The organism is Arthrobacter sp. NPDC080073, from assembly GCF_040686575.1.
Classification (GTDB): domain Bacteria; phylum Actinomycetota; class Actinomycetes; order Actinomycetales; family Micrococcaceae; genus Arthrobacter.
In genome coordinates, this window is the sequence record NZ_JBFBKR010000009.1 from 92147 (window position 1) to 110282 (window position 18136).

An 18136-nucleotide genomic window follows, 5' to 3' on the forward strand; every position below is an offset into this window, starting at 1 on the left:
CTTCTTCCTTGGTCGGCAGTCTCCTAGCTGTTCGCTCGCTTGCGGCGAATCACCAAGGCCGAGCCGAGTGCAATAGCGGCGAGAGCTGCGAGCGTGAGGGAGAACACCATTGGGGCCATGCCGGTATCGGCCAGTCCGCTCGTTGCCTTAACGGTTCCGGTGGTTGGGGGAACCACGGTGACCCCGGCGTCGACGGGCGGATTGACCGGCAGGACGACGGGCGGAGTGACCGGTGGTTTGACCGGTGGGTCGACGGGTGCGGCGCCGACCACAACCGTGAGGTTGGCCGAGGTCGGCTCGAACAGCGCTGGCGAGAACCTCGGCGTGTTCGAGGCACTCGCGATGCTCACCACTCCCCTCACGGTTCCGGCAGCCGGGAACGTCGAGGTGGAACTGATCACCCAGGCGCCGTTGTCCTCGGTCACAGTTGCCGCGACCGGGTCTTTCCCTGCCCACGACACCGTTGCGGTGATGGGTTCGGCAGCACCGGCGAATGTGACGCGCGCGACCTCGACTGTCTTCTCCCGGCCGGCGATCGCGGTCAAGTCCGCACCCGGCACGATCACCGGAGTGGCCTTGCGGGGAGCGGAGACACTCGGGATCCAGTCTTTCCGGGCCGTGGCCCAGCTGAGGCCAGTCTTGCTTCCGGACAGCGCGAAGTCGAGCCGGCCGCCGTTCCGAAGCTCGTCCACGTCGACCCAGGCAGCCGTGTGCTCTTTGCCGTTCACAGTCACACCGGCGATGTAGCTCGGGAGCAACTCCTTCGCGCCTGCAGCAGTGATCCGCAGCTTTTCACCGCTCTCAAGGGTGATGGCGGCGGCCTGGACCTTGGGGGCGTTGAGCGCCATGATCCCGGAGCCGGGCGCCACCGGCTGGATGCCGAGCGAGGCCATCACATACCAGGAGGCGAGGGTGCCGAGGTCGTCATTGCCGACTCCGCCGCCGGGGGTGTTCGGGAAGCGGTTGAGGTTGGCCGCGAGCACATCGTTCGTCTTGGCCGGCTCACCGACGAAGCCGTACAGCCAGGGGTTCATCATCATCGGCTCGTTGCCCGGGTTGTACCCGATGCTCGTGTAGTACGTACTGCCACCAGCGGCCCAGCTACCCGGAGAGACCCCCGGAGCAGATTGGAGGGCAGGCTGGTTGAAGTAGTAGTCGAGTCGCTTGACGAATTCATCGCGACCACCCATCTTCTGCTGCAGACCGACCACATCCTGCGTCGCCATCCACTGGTAGTGCCAGGGGGTGCCTTCGTGGAAACCGGACCGGGTCACATCCGAGAGCTCGGGAACAGAGACGAACTTCCCGTCGGGGGTGACGGCGTTGACGACACCTTTGAAACCGCCGCTGAGTGTGACATCCGGGTTCCAGAGCTTCGACCAGTTGGTGCCACGGGCCAGGAATTCCGCGGCCTGCGCGGTCTTGCCCAGACGCTGTGCGGCCGAGCCGATGCTGGCGTCCGCAGCGGCGAACTCCATCGTGGCCGAGCCGCCGTGGCGGTACTCTTCGAACTGGCCGCCGAGGCCGCTGCCCGACTCCGGGTAGAAGGGGATGTGGCCCTTGGCCAGGTAGAACGCGGCGCTCTGCCGGCCGACGGATGCGACGCCGGCGGGAGGCGCCGTCGTGGCGTTCTCGACGAGATGGTCCCACATCCGGTCGGCGATATCGGCGGGCACGGTGCCGAGCGTGAAGTTCTCGGCGATCCATGGCGAGACCGGGTCGCCGGCCATGATGTTCGTCTCGACCGAGCCGAGCGACCAGCGCGGGAACCAACCGCCCTCGACCCGGGCCTGGTACATCGACCGGACGATGTCGGCAGTGCGGTTCTTTGCGAACAGAGCATGGAACGTCGCCTGCGTGCGGTAGGTGTCCCAGAGCGAGAACGTCTGGTAGTAGTTCCAGCCGTCCGCGGTGTGAGTCTTGGCGTCCATTCCCGTGTACCGGCCGTCGACGTCGCTGCCGATGGTCGGTGACAGCAGCGCCTTGTACAGCTGGGTGTAGAAGATCCTGCGCTGCTCGGCGGACGCAGTGATTTCGAACCGGCCGAGTTCGGCGTTCCAGGCGTCGCGGGCTTTCGCGCGGATCTGGTCAAACGGCACCCGAGTGCCGCTTGAGGTCGCCTCCGCGATCCGGTTACCGCGGGCGCCTTCGACGCTCACGTATGAGACCCCGACGCTCACCTCGACATCGCGGTCGGTAGTGGTATCGAACGTGGCGACGAAACCGTTGTTGCCGTTGGTGACCTCGCTGGAGTTCCGGCCGACGACGAACTGGGCGTTGGTGCCCCATGTGCCCGTCGAAAGCGGAGCGCGGTCGAAGGTGGCGCTGAAGTAGTAGCGGGACTTCTTCTCGTTGCCGCTGCAGAATCCGCCGTTGTCGATCCAGCCCTCGAGGGTGGTCCCATCGACCCAGGAGACCGAACTCGCGCCGGCGGTGCGCAGCGTCTGACCCGTGTTGAACGAGAGATTGGAGGTCGTGCCGGCCGGGAAGGTGTACTTGTGCGCGCCCACTCTGGTGGTGGCCGAGAGATCGACCTTGACGGAGTTGTCCAGAGTGACACCGTAGTAACCGGCTGTGGCGGACTCGCTTCCGGATTGGATGCCCGTGAACCGCCGCGAGGTTGTGGGCGTGGCGGTGGTGCTGGGCGAGGCCAGGAACTCACCGGCGGCGGGGCAACCAGCGCTGTTGACGTGCCGGTGGCTGAAGCCCCACACCGCGACCGGCATCGTGGCTGTACGACGTGGAACCGTAGGTGTTGGTGTTGTCAGGACTGAGCTGGACCATTCCGAACGGGAGCGTCGCCCCCGGGTAGGCGTTGCCCTCGCTCTCGGTGCCGACGAACGGGTTGACCTCCTTGGAAAGGTCAGTGGCGGCGGGGGCTGCGGTTGCCTCCACCGGAGTTCCGATCGCGAGCGCGGCCGCGACCGCCATCGCCGGCGCGAGCCGCGAACGACGTGGCCCCCACCTGCTCCCTGGGCGTAACGCCGGACTGTCGTGTGGGCTTGACATCGTGGGGGTGTCCTCCTTGACCTGGCTCACGGGTACCGAGCATCGACGCTCATCACCGGCGTCCGCCGTCGAGCGGTGGCGGATAGCGGTGCGTGGAAACGTTTCCACGCGGCCGAGTCTACTGAGCGCACCTCGATCGCGTCAACGGCGAAGAAGTAGCGACCGAGATGAGTGCCGGTCAAAGTGGGATTTACAGGGGCTTCCGAACTGGTGTCAGCGCGCGGCGAGCACTGCGTCGCGGCTCAGCTCTCCCGAGCCCCGCACAATGAGACGGGTGTCCAGCGTGATCCTCCGCGAGGGCGAGACATCGCCGTCCAGGCGCTTGTAGAGCATCCCCACCGCGATCTGCCCCATCGCCTTCGGGTCCTGCGCCACCACTGTGATCCCGGGCACGACGACGTCGGCAAGTTCGAAGTCGTCAAAACCCACGATCGCCAGCGACGTGTTGAGGATACGCAGCGCGCCGATCACGTTGATGCTCGTGCGATTGTTGCCGGCGAAAACCGCGGTCGGCGGGTCATTCGACGCCAGCATCCGCCCGAGGGGCTCGTCCACCGGTTCCCGTGTCGTCGCGCTGGAGTAGACGAGTTCGGGGTCGAACGGGATGCCCGCTTCCTCGAGCGCAGCCCGATAGCCGGCGATGCGTTCGCTCGCGGTATAGAGGTCCGGCCGATCGGTGAAGCACGCGATCCGCCTATGCCCGTAGCCGATGAGATGCGCGACGCCGGTGCGCGCGCCGCCGCGGTTGTCCACGATCACGGAGTCGACGTCGAGCACGCGCGGCGGGCGGTCAACGAAGACCATACTCGTACCGGCGTCGAGCTCGGCACGCAGGTATTCCTCGTCGCCGCCTTCGGGGAGAGTGATCACCAGGCCGTCGACCCGGCGGGCGCAGAAGGTGAGGATCATCTTGCGGGCGCGCTCCGGATCCTTGTCCGAGGAGGCTGTCAGGAGCACTGAATCGCGTCGGAGGACCTCCTCCTCCACGGAGCGGTTCAGCAGGGAGAAGAACGGGTCCGCGACATCTTCGACCAGCAGCCCGATACTGGCCGTCTCCCCGGTTCTGAGCATCCTGGCACTGTCGTTGCGACGGAATCCGAGGCTCTCGATCGCAGCGTTGACCGCGGCGATGCTCTCCTCGCTCACGTTCGACTTGCCGTTGACGACCCGGGAGACCGTGCCGACGCCGACTCCGGCGACCCGTGCGACGTCTTTCATCGTGGCACGGGGATTTGGACGCTCGGTAGCCGCTCTCACCCCGTCACCTGCGTCCTTTTCCGAAACCATTCCGCGTTGCATATTTGAAAAGAGCCCCTGAGCTGCGTATTCGCAGTTCAGGGGCTCTTCTTTCCTGGTGGGTCCTACCGGGATCGAACCGATGACATCCACGGTGTAAACGTGGCGCTCTACCAGCTGAGCTAAAGACCCAAAGACTGATTTCAGCACCCTCAGCGCTTCAACCAACGAACATGTACTCTACCGGATCATTCGCCTGGAACACCAATCGGCTGCCCGAGAGGCAGCAAGTCGGGAAGCTCGGCGGCAAGCCAGGCCAGCGCGCCGCTGACTCCGGCTTCCACTTTGAGGTTCGCGAACCCGTCCCCGCGGGTCGGCCCACGGTTGATGATCACTACCGGCTTGCCGAGTTTGGCTGCGTGCCTCACGAATCTCAGCCCGCTCATTACCGTCAACGAAGAACCTGCCACCAGCAACGCCGCGGCATCGTCCACCATGGAATAGGCGCGCTGCACCCGGTCCCTGGGCACATTTTCACCGAAGTACACGAAGTCGGGTTTGAGGGTTCCCCCGCACACGGGACAAACGGCGACGACGAACGACCGGATGAGCTCGGGATCCTCCACCGAGGCGTCCGCGTCGGGTGCCATCTCCACGACGCCTAAAGCCTGCGCGGCTTCGAGGAAGCCGGGATTGATTTCCTCAAGAATCGACGCCACGAGCCGCCGGGTGAAGACGTGTCCCCCGTTAAGGCAGATCACGCGATCGTAGCGGCCGTGCAGGTCGACCACATTGATGCTGCCCGCGTCCTCGTGCAGACGGTCCACGTTCTGCGTGATGAGCCCCGTGATCAGCCCGCGCCGCTCAAGGAGGGCGACGGCGGCGTGCCCGGCATTGGGGTCCGCATGCCGGAGGTGCGACCAGCCAAGGTGGTTCCTCGCCCAATACCGGCGCCCGTTGGCGGCGCTTCCGATGAACTCCTGGAAGGTCATCGGATTCCGCGGCGCGGCTCCGGGGCCGCGGTAGTCCGGGATTCCGGAGTCGGTGCTGAGGCCGGCTCCTGTCAGGACAGCAAACCGCTTGCCGCCCAGGATCCCGGCGGCTTGGCGCAAAACGTCCAACTCGCCTGCATCCAACTCAACTGTGGGTGCCGGCGGATGTATGGCGAAGCCGGTCATTCCGACGCCGGGCCGTTGGGCGCTCATCCGCGCTAGGCCTGGCCAAGTGCGGACAAAGCCTCGCGATATTCCGCTAAGTCGCGTGCCTGGCCGCGCGGATTGACCACGACATAGCGGATGATGCCCGCGGCATCGATGATGAAAGTGCCCCGCAAGGACATGCCGGTAGCTGTATCAAACACGCCATACTTTTGGGCTACTTCCCCGTGCGGCCAGAAGTCCGCCAAAAGATCGAACTCATAGCCTTCCTTGTCCGCGTAAGCCCGCAAAGCGAACTTGCTGTCCACGGACACCCCGAGAACTGTGGCGTTGGCGTGTTCGAAAATACCCAGATTGTCGCGGATCTCGCACAACTCCCCGGTGCAGATTCCAGAGAAGGCGAAGGGATAGAAGACCACTACCACGTTGCGGCCGCGAAGCTCGGACAGGCGAACCGGCTCCCCGAACTGGTTCACAAGCTCAAAATCCGGGGCTTCCTGGCCCACAACGGGAACTCCCGGACGCAGTCCGGGAGGGGTCAACCTGGTGTGAGTCACTTGTTCTTCTTGCGCGCCACAAGCCGCGTGGCGCTCCAGTCCTTGGAGACGCCTGCGGAGGTAGTGTAATGCAGGCCGGCGGTGGGAGCAGCGTCCTGGATCTCCGAGGGAGAAACGTAGTTGTCGCGGCCCGACTTGGGGGTCAGTACCCAGACCACGCCGCCTTCACCCAAGGTGGTCAGTGAATCAACTAGTGCGTCGACCAGGTCTCCATCACCATCGCGCCACCAGAAAATGACCGCGTCCACTACCTCGTGATCGTCTTCGTCAAGCAGCTCGGAACCCGTGAGTTCCTCAATGTCATCACGCAAATCGAAATCGACATCATCGTCGTAACCGAGTTCCTGAATTAGATCCCCATCTTTGAAACCCAATCTTTCCGCCACATTTACCGATGTGGCGGCGTCGGCCTCGCTCACGTTTCCTCCTCTTGAAGTGATTTCGATTACTACAAGCCAACACCCTTTGGGCGTGTGCTTCAAGCCATTGTCCCGCGTTCCACCATAATCCGCGCCCTAGCCACGGCTAAAGCCACGGTGACATTCGGGGCCGTAGCCATGGCCGCAGCGACAACTGCCTTCGATGTAACAGCTTGAGTGTGACATACAACGCCTTCACGACCGCGCGGCTACGCATCGCGGCTCGTACAAAGCTACAGTGGCCAGTGAAGACTTTGGCTGCAGGGCAACCGCCCGCCGCGAATAGCGCAGCTCGAGCTCAACAGAACCTGCCCGGCGCACATGACCGGGCTGTTGTAACCGATATGTCGCACACGCCGCGTTCATGACGGGCAGTTACCCTGCCGGACCTGAGGCGACGATGAATGCGCCAAAAGAGAGGTTGGACGTGGCTGCAGGAGAAGAGACCTCACACATCCTTAGCGGGTTGACTTCCCAGCTGCCTGATCGTGATCCGGAAGAGACTGCCGAGTGGGCTGAGTCTTTGGATGCGTTGATCAGGGAGCAGGGCACGGAGCGGGCGCAGTTCATCATGCGCAGCCTGCTTCAGCGGGCGGGGTCCCAGTCGGTGGGGGTGCCGATGGTGACGACCACCGATTACGTGAACACGATCCCGGCGGACCAGGAAGCGCCGTTCCCGGGCAACGAGGAGTTCGAGCGCCGGTACCGGGCGTACATGCGCTGGAACGCGGCCGTCATGGTGCACCGGGCCCAGCGCTCGGACATCGGGGTCGGCGGGCACATCTCCACCTACGCCGGGGCCGCGACCCTGTACGAGGTCGGCTTCAACCATTTCTTCCGCGGCAAGGACCACCCCTCGGGCGGGGACCAGGTCTTCTTCCAGGGACACGCGTCCCCGGGCATGTACGCCAGGGCGTTCATGGAAGGCCGGCTCTCCGAGGAGGACCTGGACGGGTTCCGGCAGGAAAAGTCCAAGCAGGGCCACGCGCTGTCCTCCTACCCGCACCCGCGCCTGATGCCCGCGTTCTGGGAATTCCCGACCGTGTCCATGGGCATCGGCCCGATGAACGCGATCTACCAGGCCCAGTCCAACCGCTACCTGCACGACCGCGGCCTCAAAGACACCTCCGGGCAGCAGGTCTGGGCGTTCCTGGGCGACGGGGAAATGGACGAGCCCGAGTCCCGCGGCCTGCTCCAGCTCGCCGCGAACGAGAACCTGGACAACCTGAACTTCGTGATCAACTGCAACCTCCAGCGCCTGGACGGGCCGGTGCGGGGCAACGGGAAGATCATGCAGGAACTCGAAGCGTTCTTCCGCGGCGCGGGCTGGAACGTCATCAAGGTCGTCTGGGGCCGGGAATGGGATGAGCTGCTGGCCAAGGACACCGACGGGTCCCTGGTGAAGATCATGAACGAAACCGTCGACGGGGACTACCAGACCTACAAGGCCGAATCCGGCGGGTTCGTCCGCGAACACTTCTTCGGGAAGACCCCGGCCACCAAGGACATGGTCGCGGACCTGGACGACGAGCAGATCTGGAACCTCAAACGCGGCGGCCACGACTACCGCAAGGTCTACGCCGCGTACAAGGCCGCGACCGAGTTCAAGGGCAAACCCACCGTGATCCTGGCCAAGACCGTCAAGGGCTACGGACTCGGACCCCACTTCGAGGGCCGCAACGCGACCCACCAAATGAAGAAACTCACCATGGAAGACCTCAAGGCCTTCCGCGACCACCTGCGCATCCCCATCACGGACGCCCAGCTCGACACCGACCTGTACCGGCCCCCGTACTACCACCCCGGCATGGACGCCCCGGAAATCCGGTACATGATGGACCGCCGCGCGGCCCTGGGCGGGTCCGTGCCCGAACGCCGCTCCACGCACACCCCCGTGGTGCTGCCGGACGCGAAGTCCTACGAGGTCGCCAAGCGCGGCTCCGGCAAGCAGCAGGCCGCCACCACCATGGCCTTCGTGAGGCTCCTGAAGGACCTCATGCGGGACAAGAACTTCGGCACACGCTTCGTCCCGGTCGTCCCGGATGAATCCCGGACCTTCGGCATGGACGCGTTCTTCCCCACCGCGAAGATCTACAACCCCAAGGGCCAGAACTACCTCTCCGTGGACCGGGACCTCGTCCTGGCCTACAAGGAATCCCCCATGGGCCAGCTCATCCACCCCGGCATCAACGAAGCCGGCGCCGTCGCGGCCTTCACCGCCGCCGGCACCGCCTACGCCACCCACGGCGAACCCCTCGTGCCGATCTACGTCTTCTACTCCATGTTCGGCTTCCAACGCACCGGCGACGCCTTCTGGGCCGCCGCGGACCAAATGACCCGCGGCTTCATCATCGGCGCCACCGCAGGACGGACCACCCTCACCGGCGAAGGACTCCAACACGCCGACGGACACTCCCCCATCCTGGCCTCCACCAACCCCGCCGTGCTCACCTACGACCCCGCCTACGGCTACGAAATCGGCCACATCATCCGCGACGGACTCGAACGCATGTACGGCGAGAACTCGGCCGACAGAAACCTGATGTACTACCTCACCGTGTACAACGAACCCATCACCCAGCCCGCGGAACCGGAAAACCTCGACATCCAGGGCCTCCTGAAGGGCATCTACCTCCTGGCCCCGGCCAAAACAGACGGCCCCCGCGCCCAGCTCCTGGCCTCCGGCGTCTCGGTCCCCTGGGCCCTGGAAGCCCAGAAAGTCCTCGCCCAGGACTGGGGAGTCTCCGCCGACGTCTGGTCCGTGACCTCCTGGAACGAACTCCGACGCGACGGACTCGCCGCCGAAGAACACGCCTTCCTGAACCCCGGCGAAGAACCCCGCACCCCGTTCGTCGCCCAGCAACTCGCCGGCGCCACCGGACCGGTCATCGCCGTCACCGACTACATGAAGGCCGTCCCGGACCAGATCCGCCAATTCATCCCCAACGAATTCGCCTCCCTCGGCGCCGACGGCTTCGGATTCTCCGACACCCGCCAGGCCGCACGCCGCTTCTTCAAAAACGACACCCACTCCATCGTCGTGAAAACCCTGCAACTCCTCGGCCGCCGAGGAGAAGTCGACGCCCAGGCGGCAGCCCAGGCAATCGAGAAGTACAGTCTCCTCGATGTCAACGCCGGCACCACCGGAGGGGCAGGCGGCGAAAGCTAAGCCTCCAGCGAAGCCAGGCAACATTCCGACGGCGGCCGGCACCGAAAGGTGCGGGCCGCCGTCGGGCATTAACACCCGGGCTTCAACAATCGCCGCACAACACCAATCGATGCGCCCGGCACGTGACGCGCACCAAACGCAGTTGTAGCCTTCGCACAAATGGAGCTTGTGGATGATGCGCCGTATGCTCAAGGCATGGCAGAGCCGATTCAATCCCCCGCGAAACGCAAAGCGGCTGCGCGCCCGGTAACACCGGAAAAGGCGGAGACCCTCAAGCGCCTCCGCGCCAATGTGGGGCAGTTGTCCACCACCACCATGCGCAAGCTTGAGAAATCGTTGCCTTGGTACAGCCGGCTGAGCTCCGACGAACGTTCAGCCTTGGGCCTGGTTGCCCAAAACGGAATCGCCGCTTTCGTGACGTGGTACGAAAGGCCGAGCTCGCCGTCGTGGATCCTGACGGACGTCTTCGGGAATGCCCCCACGGAGCTGACCCGCTCCATCAGCCTGCAGAAGGCCCTCCAGCTGATCCGGATCGTCGTTGAGGTAGTCGAGGACCAGGTCCCCGTGATCGCTCCCGAAGCCGACCAGCCTTCTTTGCGCGAGGCGGTCCTGCGCTATTCGCGCGAAGTGGCATTCGCCGCCGCGGATGTATATGCCCGCGCCGCCGAGTCCCGCGGTTCCTGGGACACCAGGCTCGAAGCCCTGATTGTGGATGCCATCCTCCGCGGCGAGAACACCGACGCCCTTCGTTCCCGGATCGCGGCCCTCGGCTGGAAGGCCCAGGAGCGCTTCACGGTGATGGTGGGAAACTCTCCGTCGGAACCAAGCGCAAGCTATGTGAGCGAGTTGCGCCGGACCGCGGGACGCTACGCGGAGGACGCCCTCGTGGGCATCCAGGGCGACCGCCTCATCCTGATTCTGGGTGGCGTGCAGGACCGGGACACCGCGTATCTGAAACTCAGCGAGCTTTTCGCCCCCGGCCCGGTGGTCTACGGCCCTGAGGCCGGCTCCCTGTTGGAGGCAAGCAGCTCTGCCCAGGCGGCCTTTGCAGGGCTCACCGCCGCCAGGGCCTGGCCTTCGGCCCCGCGACCGGTAGCCGCGGACGATCTCCTCCCGGAGCGCGTGGTCTCCGGTGACGACGCTGCCCGCCGTTCCCTCATCAAGAACATTTACCGGCCGCTGCTGGCCGCTTCCAACGGCCTTGTCGAAACCCTCAGCACCTACCTGGAACTTGGCCATTCCCTCGAAGCAACAGCCCGCGAGCTGTTCGTCCACGCGAACACGGTGCGGTATCGTCTCAAGCGCGTCTGCGACGTCACGGGGTGGGATCCACTCCTCCCCCGGGAGGCTTTCGTACTCCAAACTGCGTTGGTCGTCGGCAGGCTTTCGGCCCCGCCAAAGGCGACGTCGGAGCGTCACGGTACCCGATCCGCGGGTTGAACCGTTGTAGACTTCCTACAAACTGACCCAGTGAGCTTGGTGTACGCAAACACCAGTAGTTCACGCGGCAATTTGGAAAGCTGGTTACGTGCTTGCAATCGTCTGCCCTGGACAGGGCTCCCAGACCCCTGGATTTTTGGCCCCCTGGCTGGAGCTCCCTTCCGTAGAAGGCCATTTGGCCTCCCTGAGCGAAATCGCAGGCATCGACCTCAAGGCCCACGGCACCACCTCCGATGAAGAAACCATAAAGGACACCGCCGTCGCGCAGCCCTTGATTGTTGCCGCGGGGCTCGTGGCAGCGAAATCGCTGTTCGACGTCGAACTCAGTACCCTTCCGATCGTCCTTGCCGGCCACTCGGTCGGGGAGATCACGGCCTCGGCGCTTGCGGGCGTCCTAAGCGAGGAAGAAGCCATGACGTTCGTCCGCGAGCGGGCCAACAACATGGCCGCTGCCGCCGCCGTCACCCCCACCGGAATGAGTGCAGTCGTCGGCGGCGATCCGGCCGAGGTGCTGTCCGCTATTGAGGCCGCCGGAGCCACTCCAGCGAACGTCAACGGCGCGGGCCAGACCGTAGCCGCAGGCACGTTCGAACAGCTTCAGGCCCTGGCTGACAACCCGCCGGCCAAAGCCCGGGTCATCCCGCTGAAGGTCGCCGGAGCATTCCACACCTCCCACATGGCTCCGGCCGTGAGCGCGCTTGAAGCACTACGGCCGTCGCTCAAGCCCCAGGCTCCCACGGTTCCCTTGCTCTCGAACTTCGACGGCCAGGAGGTCACGGACGGGGGCGCCGCCGTCGAAAGCCTGATCGCCCAGGTCTCGCGCCCGGTACGTTGGGACAAGTGCATGGAAAACCTCGTCCAGCGCGGAGTCACCGGACTTATCGAACTGGCACCGGCCGGCACGCTGGCCGGCCTCGCCAAGCGCGGCATGCCCGGCGTGAAGACCGTTGCCGTCAAGACCCCGGATGACTTGTCCGCTGCACTTGCACTCTTCGCGGAATTGGAGGGAGACGCATGAGCGCCCCAGTACTCAAGCAGGCACCGACGAGGGAACATTCACGCATTGTGGGCATCGGGGCATACCGCCCGGACATCATCGTCACCAACGACGACGTCTGCCAGTGGATCGATTCCTCGGACGAATGGATCCGCCAGCGCACCGGTATCGTGACCCGCCACCGCGCCGCAGCCAATGTCAGCGTCATCGACATGGCCGAGGGGGCCGCCCGCGAGGCACTCAAGCAGGCCGGCATTGAGGCTTCCCAACTTGGTGCCGTCATCATCTCCACTGTCACGCACCCGTATGCCACGCCGTCCGCGGCTGCCGCCCTCGCCGACCGTTTGGGGGCCACCCCGGCGCCTGCCTTCGACATTTCCGCGGCGTGCGCAGGCTACTGCTACGGCATTGCCCAGGGCGATGCCCTGGTCCGGTCGGGCGCGGCTGAATACGTCCTGGTGGTCGGCGCTGAGAAGCTCTCGGACGTCATCGACAACCATGAACGAACCATTTCCTTCCTTCTCGGCGACGGTGCCGGCGCAGTGGTCATCGGCCCCTCCGACACGCCCGGCATAGCCCCGTCCGTCTGGGGATCCGATGGCAGCAAGTGGAACGCGATCGGCATGACGCATTCCCTTGACGAAGTCCGCACTCTTGGCGAGACCGCCCGTCATTCGGATGAATCCGACGATCAGGCCATTATTTCCGCAGCGCAGGATGTTTGGCCGACGCTCCGGCAGGACGGCCAGACGGTCTTCCGTTGGGCTGTGTGGGAAATGGCGAAGGTCGCCCAGCAAGCCCTCGACGCCGCAGGGATTGAAGCCTCGGATCTGGCAGCGTTCGTCCCCCACCAGGCGAACATGCGGATCATCGACGAAATGGTCAAGAAGCTCAAACTTCCCGAAACCGTGGTGGTTGCACGGGACATCGCTGATGCGGGAAACACTTCGGCCGCCTCGATTCCGCTGGCCACGCACCGGCTCCTCAAGGAGAACCCTGCGCTCAGCGGTGGCCTTGCCCTGCAGATCGGCTTCGGTGCCGGTCTGGTCTTTGGTGCCCAGGTAGTCGTTCTTCCGTAGTTTCGGACCGCGCCTACCTTCCAATTGAATAGTGCTTTGAAACCCAAGCCGTGTCCGCGGTTTGGCCCCATTTCGGCAATAGCCGGCACAACAAGAAAAGGAGCCAACAATGGCTAGCAACGAAGAAATCCTGGCCGGCCTGGCTGAAATCGTGAACGAAGAGACCGGCCTCGCCACCGAAGCCGTGGAGCTGGACAAGTCCTTCACCGAGGACCTGGACATCGACTCCATCTCCATGATGACGATCGTCGTCAACGCTGAAGAGAAGTTCGGCGTCCGCATCCCGGACGAAGAGGTCAAGAACCTCAAGACCGTCGGCGACGCCGTCAACTTCATCTCGAACGCACAGGCCTAGCCTGGCCTCAACTGTGCCGGACTTCGGGTGCGCCCTGTTGCATCCGAAGTCCGGCACAGCTGCTATATCTCCCAAAGTTTTTTCCTGCCTCCCCGGTGAGAACAGCACCTGGGTTTGGCTGATCCGACAGAGAGTGATCGCATGGCACGCAAAGTAGTCATAACCGGTCTGGGCGCTACAACGCCCATCGGCGGCGACGTCCCCACGATGTGGAAGAACGCGCTCAAAGGGGTCTCCGGTGCCCACACACTCGAGGACGAGTGGGTAGCCAAGTATGACCTTCCGGTCCACTTTGCCGCCCGGTGCTCGACGCCGGCCCTCGAGGTCCTGAGCCGCGTTGAAGCCAAGCGCATGGACCCGTCCACGCAGTTCGGTGTCATCGCCGCCCGCGAGGCATGGGCGGATTCCGGTATCGCCGACATCGACCACGATCGCCTAGCCGTGGCTTTCGCCACGGGCATCGGCGGCGTCTGGACGCTGCTGGACGCTTGGGACACGCTGAAGGAAAAGGGCCCCCGCCGGGTCCTGCCCATGACGGTCCCGATGCTTATGCCGAACGGCGTCGCCGCCGCGGTCAGCCTTGACCTTGGTGCCCGCGCCGGTGCGCACACCCCGGTTTCGGCTTGCGCTTCCGGCACCGAAGCGATGCACCTCGGCCTGGATCTCATCCGCTCGGGCAAGGCCGACGTCGTCGTGTGCGGTGGTGCCGAAGCCGCCATCCACCCGATGCCCCTCGCGGCGTTTTCCTCGATGCAGGCGCTCTCCCGCCGCAATGACGATCCCGAGCACGCTTCGCGGCCATACGACCGCGACCGCGACGGCTTCGTCATGGGCGAAGGCGCCGGCGCCCTGGTCCTGGAAGCCGAAGAGCACGCGATCGCCCGCGGCGCGCGCATCTACGCTGAGCTCGCCGGCACTTCGGTCACCGCGGACGCATACCACATCACGGCACCGGACCCGGAAGGCCTGGGCGCTACCCGCGCTTTGAAGGCTGCCATGTTCGATGGACGCATCCAGGCCGAGGACGTCGTGCACGTCAACGCCCACGCCACCTCGACCCCTGTCGGCGACAAGCCCGAGTACACGGCGCTCCGTGCCGCGCTGGGCGCCCACGTCGACAATGTGGCGGTCTCCGCCACCAAGTCGCAGATGGGCCACCTGTTGGGCGCTTCAGGGGCCGTAGAGGCAGTGCTGACGGTTCTTGCCGTCTACGAACGCCAGGCTCCGTTGACCATCAACCTTGAGAACCAGGATCCGGAGATCCCGCTCGACGTCGTCACTTCGGCACGGACTTTGCCCGCAGGTGACATCGTCGCTTTGAGCAACTCCTTCGGTTTCGGTGGCCACAACGCGGTCATCGCCATCCGCAACGTCTGACCGTCGCGGCCGGTCCGAGGCACAGGCCAGGCACAAGAGGAGGGCCCCACCGTGGTGGGGCCCTCCTCTTTGCTATGGAAACCGTCTCGGTACTTTGTTCCCTAACCGACCTGGTGGAGCCAACGGACAGGGGCGCCTTCGGCGGCGTGCCGGAACGGCTCGAGCTCTTCGTCCCAGGCCTCACCGAGCGCCAGGGACAGTTCATGGTAGACGGCGGCAGGATCTCCCGCCGCTGACTCGTAGGCGTAGCGGATGCGGTCTTCAGTCACCATGATGTTGCCGTGGACATCGGTGACGGCATGGAAAATACCCAGCTCCGGTGTGTGCGACCAGCGCGCGCCGTCCACGCCTTGGCTCGGCTCCTCGGTGACTTCGTAGCGAAGGTGCGCCCACCCTCGTAATGCCGAAGCCAATTGGGCGCCCGTTCCGGGGACTCCTACCCAAGAGAGCTCGGCGCGGAACATTCCGGGCGCGGCAGGTTGAGGGGTCCACTCAAGATCGGTCCGCTTGTCAACGACCGATCCGATGGCCCACTCAACGTGAGGGCACAACGCGGTAGGGGCCGAATGCACGAACAAGACACCACGGGTTATTGCAACAGACATTCCATCCTCCATAGCTGTAGGTACGTCTTCCCCAACGACCTCTGCCTGGATGAAATTTTGCTGCGCGGGTGCCACGCCGTTCCGGTTTCCCTGCCTATCTATGATTTTTCCGCAGCGGAAGAACATTCAAGTTTAGGTTGAAAGTTTCCCCACAGTGCTTTCATTTTGCCGTACGGACCGGAATTACGCCAGTGCGATTCACGGACGGGCGGATTTCCTCCTTTGGGACTCCTCGAAGTGTTGCACGGTTTCCAGGTCTTCATGCGCGGGGGTGGGCTTGCTGATAGCTCTTGCGAAGCCGGTGGACCGACACATGGGTGTAGATCTGGGTTGTTGCGAGGCTGCTGTGCCCCAGGATTTCCTGCACGGCGCGCAGGTCCGCCCCGCCGTCGAGCAGGTGGGTGGCGGCGGTGTGGCGCAGGGCGTGGGGTCCGGTTGCCGCCGTATCCCCCAGGGCCGTCAGCAGATCGTTGACGACGCTGCGGGCCTGGCGCTGATCGATGCGGTTCCCCCTTGAACTGAGGAAGAGCGCCGGTCCGCTACGCTCGTTTGCGAGCCGCGGACGGCCGCGGCGGAGCCAGTCGTCGACGGCGAGCGCGGCCGGGACCCCATATGGCACCGTCCGTTCCTTGTTGCCTTTGCCGAGCACGCGGAGAGTCCTGCGATCCCGATCGAGATCGTCGATGTCCAGGCCGGCGAGCTCGCCGACGCGGATCCCCGTGGCGTAGAGCAATTCGACGACGGCGCGGTTCCTCAGCGGCATCGGAGAGCCGTCCGCGGCTGTCTCCGACAGGTTTTCGAAGATCCTGGAGACCTGCTGCTGATGAAGGACGCCAGGGAGCGTGTGGTCCCGCTTGGGGGCTTGGAGGCGAAGAGCCGGGTCCGAGGCGATGAGCTCTTCCCGCAGGGCCCAGGAGGTGAATGCGCGGGCTGTGGCGGCATGACGGGCGAGCGTCGCCCTGGACCGGCCGGATTCGCTTTGCGCCCCGAGCCAACGCCGAAGAGTGCCGAGCTCCAAGGCCGCGAGCTCCCCGACGCCCTCCGCGGCGGCGAAGCGCAGCAGGTCCTCGACGTCTGCGATGTACGCCCTTACTGTGTGGGCGGATCTTGCCCGTTCGCCCTCGAGGTAACGCCGGAAGTCGTGAACAGACCGGGCGAGTGCTTCGGGGAGCGGATTCTCTTGCACACTTCCACTGTGCCAGCCGCGGGGCCCGATGGTTGGCATCGCCACGTCCGGCCGTCTTCACCCTTGACCGGTGGACCTGTAAATCCTGTAGTACTGCCACACGAGCAACCCCTGCCAGACCGCGAAGAGAACCCAAAGCCATGCCGGGCCAGGGCGGCCTTGGACGAACCAGACGGCTCCCGCGATCAGAAGGAGACCGATTTGCTGACCGATCACGAACCTCGCGGGCTGCGCCTTTGACTTCATCATGTCCACACCATCCCCACCGAAGCTACGCCAACCTCCAGCTAACCAATAGTCGACTATCCATAGCTCAACCCTGCTTTCCAGACCTCTTCCAGGCTCCGCTCGCTGATACCGCCAAGCCCAACAAGCCAAGGCGTCCAAGACCGGCCCTGACGGACTCCGGGCTAAGTCCTGCCACGACCGCGAGCTTCTCCACCGAGCTCGTCGAGCGGACGGGCAGGGCATCGAGCAGGATAAGGTCCTCCAAGGTGAGTCCGTCATGGTCCGAGGCAGCCGTTTCCTTATCCCGGGCGAGGGCCTCACCACTTGGCCCCGCCAGTTCAGCGATCTCGCCGACGTCCGTGACGCAGACAGCCCCGCCATCCCTGAGGAGCCTATGACAGCCCGCAGAGTTGGCACTGTGGATGGACCCCGGGACCGCGGCAACGGCCCTGCCAATGGATTCAGCATGATGGGCCGTATTCAGGGCGCCCGAACGCCATCGCGCTTCCACCACCACCGTCACGGCTGCCAAGGCGGCGATGATCCTGTTCCGCTGGAGGAACCTGTAGCGGGTGGGCGCCGACCCCGGGGGAACCTCCGCGATGACCGCCCCTTGGTTCGCCACGGCACGCAGTAGGTCCTCATTTCCGGACGGATAGTATCGATCCACGCCCCCGGCCATCACTGCGATGGTCGGCATGTCGTTCGTGCCCCCGGCCAAAGCCCCGCGGTGCGCGTGGGCGTCGATCCCATAGGCCCCTCCAGACACGACCGCGCAGCCGCGCTGACCGAGCCCGTAAGCGAAATCGCCCGTTACGGAGGCCCCGTAGCTGGTGCTGTCCCGTGAGCCGACAAGGGCCACGACCTGCCGGACCGGTGGGAACTCCATCTCGTGTCCCCGCCACCACAGGCACAGCGGTTCATGAAGGCCCAGGTCTGCCAGTTGCGAGGGCCACATCGGGTCGCCCGGGATGATCATGCGCCCGCCAAGGCGTTGCATCGTGGCAAGATCCCGTTCCGGGGCAAGATCCGGGATCCGTGGCGCCCACCGCCGCAATGCAGCGGCCAGTCCGGCCCCGGCAGAAGAAACCCCGCTGTCAAGCAACAGGGAAGCCACTTCCTGCTCAAGCCCTGGTCCGGGAGCGAGCTGGCCGCTCGCTATTTTGAGGCCGTCAACGGCCCCTGCAGCCCGCACCAGCGCGAGCCCTGCGGCATCTTGCGGTTCCATGAGCCGTGATAGGGCTGCCCGGGCTAGCCGCTCCGTTTTCCGGTCCGGAGGGTCCGGGGTGAGCTGCTGGCCGTGTTCAGTCATGGCGTGTCCT

At 64.9% G+C, this 18136-nt stretch carries 16 protein-coding genes and 1 tRNA gene; 6 read left to right on the forward strand and 11 right to left on the reverse strand.

What is annotated here, in order from left to right; genetic code table 11:
* Window positions 1–23 precede the first annotated feature (23 nt).
* The 7 genes from AB0O52_RS12350 to AB0O52_RS12380 all read right to left on the reverse strand — a co-directional run bounded on the left by AB0O52_RS12350 (window position 24) and on the right by AB0O52_RS12380 (window position 6378).
* Window positions 24–2726, reverse strand: coding sequence for a GH92 family glycosyl hydrolase (locus AB0O52_RS12350; protein WP_364537929.1), 2703 nt, complete (start codon window positions 2724–2726; stop codon window positions 24–26).
* The gene (locus AB0O52_RS12355) at window positions 2659–3117 is read right to left on the reverse strand and encodes a hypothetical protein (RefSeq protein WP_364537930.1); all 459 of its coding nucleotides are present in this window, start codon (window positions 3115–3117) and stop codon (window positions 2659–2661) included. The genes AB0O52_RS12350 and AB0O52_RS12355 overlap by 68 nt, the downstream gene beginning before the upstream one ends.
* A gap of 105 nt (window positions 3118–3222) precedes the next feature.
* Window positions 3223–4227, reverse strand: a complete 1005-nt coding sequence (locus tag AB0O52_RS12360; RefSeq protein ID WP_364537932.1) for a LacI family DNA-binding transcriptional regulator — start codon at window positions 4225–4227, stop codon at window positions 3223–3225.
* A gap of 134 nt (window positions 4228–4361) precedes the next feature.
* Window positions 4362–4437: transfer RNA gene (locus tag AB0O52_RS12365), tRNA-Val, on the reverse strand.
* 56 nt (window positions 4438–4493) lie between these two features.
* Entirely contained in the window at window positions 4494–5450 is a 957-nt protein-coding gene (locus tag AB0O52_RS12370) for a Sir2 family NAD-dependent protein deacetylase (protein WP_364537934.1), read from the reverse strand.
* A 5-nt stretch (window positions 5451–5455) separates the two neighbouring features.
* The gene (locus tag AB0O52_RS12375; RefSeq protein WP_364538055.1) at window positions 5456–5944 is read right to left on the reverse strand and encodes a peroxiredoxin; all 489 of its coding nucleotides are present in this window, start codon (window positions 5942–5944) and stop codon (window positions 5456–5458) included.
* Window positions 5945–5955: 11 nt separating this feature from the next.
* Window positions 5956–6378, reverse strand: a complete 423-nt coding sequence (locus tag AB0O52_RS12380; RefSeq protein ID WP_364537936.1) for a DUF3052 domain-containing protein — start codon at window positions 6376–6378, stop codon at window positions 5956–5958.
* 400 nt (window positions 6379–6778) lie between these two features.
* On the opposite strand from AB0O52_RS12380, the gene aceE reads away from it, so the two are divergent.
* From aceE to fabF, 6 genes are all read left to right on the forward strand, one after another.
* The gene (gene aceE, locus AB0O52_RS12385; protein WP_364537938.1) at window positions 6779–9547 is read left to right on the forward strand and encodes a pyruvate dehydrogenase (acetyl-transferring), homodimeric type; all 2769 of its coding nucleotides are present in this window, start codon (window positions 6779–6781) and stop codon (window positions 9545–9547) included.
* 195 nt (window positions 9548–9742) lie between these two features.
* Window positions 9743–10987, forward strand: a complete 1245-nt coding sequence (locus tag AB0O52_RS12390) for a helix-turn-helix domain-containing protein (RefSeq protein ID WP_364537940.1) — start codon at window positions 9743–9745, stop codon at window positions 10985–10987.
* 88 nt (window positions 10988–11075) lie between these two features.
* On the forward strand, window positions 11076–12005 hold the full coding sequence (locus AB0O52_RS12395; RefSeq protein WP_364537942.1) for an ACP S-malonyltransferase: 930 nt from the start codon (window positions 11076–11078) through the stop codon (window positions 12003–12005).
* Window positions 12002–13063, forward strand: a complete 1062-nt coding sequence (locus AB0O52_RS12400) for a beta-ketoacyl-ACP synthase III (RefSeq protein ID WP_364537943.1) — start codon at window positions 12002–12004, stop codon at window positions 13061–13063. Before AB0O52_RS12395 ends, AB0O52_RS12400 begins: the two co-directional genes overlap by 4 nt.
* Before the next feature lie 109 nt (window positions 13064–13172).
* Window positions 13173–13418, forward strand: a complete 246-nt coding sequence (locus AB0O52_RS12405) for an acyl carrier protein (RefSeq protein ID WP_028267518.1) — start codon at window positions 13173–13175, stop codon at window positions 13416–13418.
* A 141-nt stretch (window positions 13419–13559) separates the two neighbouring features.
* Window positions 13560–14795 (forward strand): beta-ketoacyl-ACP synthase II, encoded by a 1236-nt coding sequence (fabF, locus tag AB0O52_RS12410; protein ID WP_364537946.1) that lies wholly within the window; start codon window positions 13560–13562, stop codon window positions 14793–14795.
* A gap of 101 nt (window positions 14796–14896) precedes the next feature.
* On the opposite strand, the gene AB0O52_RS12415 is transcribed toward fabF, so the two are convergent.
* The 4 genes from AB0O52_RS12415 to dprA all read right to left on the reverse strand — a co-directional run bounded on the left by AB0O52_RS12415 (window position 14897) and on the right by dprA (window position 18126).
* Entirely contained in the window at window positions 14897–15400 is a 504-nt protein-coding gene (locus AB0O52_RS12415; protein WP_284988323.1) for a DUF3145 domain-containing protein, read from the reverse strand.
* Window positions 15401–15659: 259 nt separating this feature from the next.
* Window positions 15660–16586, reverse strand: a complete 927-nt coding sequence (locus tag AB0O52_RS12420; RefSeq protein ID WP_364537948.1) for a tyrosine recombinase XerC — start codon at window positions 16584–16586, stop codon at window positions 15660–15662.
* Window positions 16587–16643: 57 nt separating this feature from the next.
* A complete protein-coding gene (locus tag AB0O52_RS12425; RefSeq protein WP_364537950.1) occupies window positions 16644–16835 on the reverse strand; it encodes a hypothetical protein in 192 nt (63 codons plus the stop codon).
* 64 nt (window positions 16836–16899) lie between these two features.
* Window positions 16900–18126: a DNA-processing protein DprA gene (gene dprA / locus AB0O52_RS12430; protein WP_364537952.1), complete on the reverse strand. Its 1227-nt coding sequence runs from the start codon at window positions 18124–18126 to the stop codon at window positions 16900–16902.
* Between the last annotated feature and the right edge of the window lie 10 nt (window positions 18127–18136).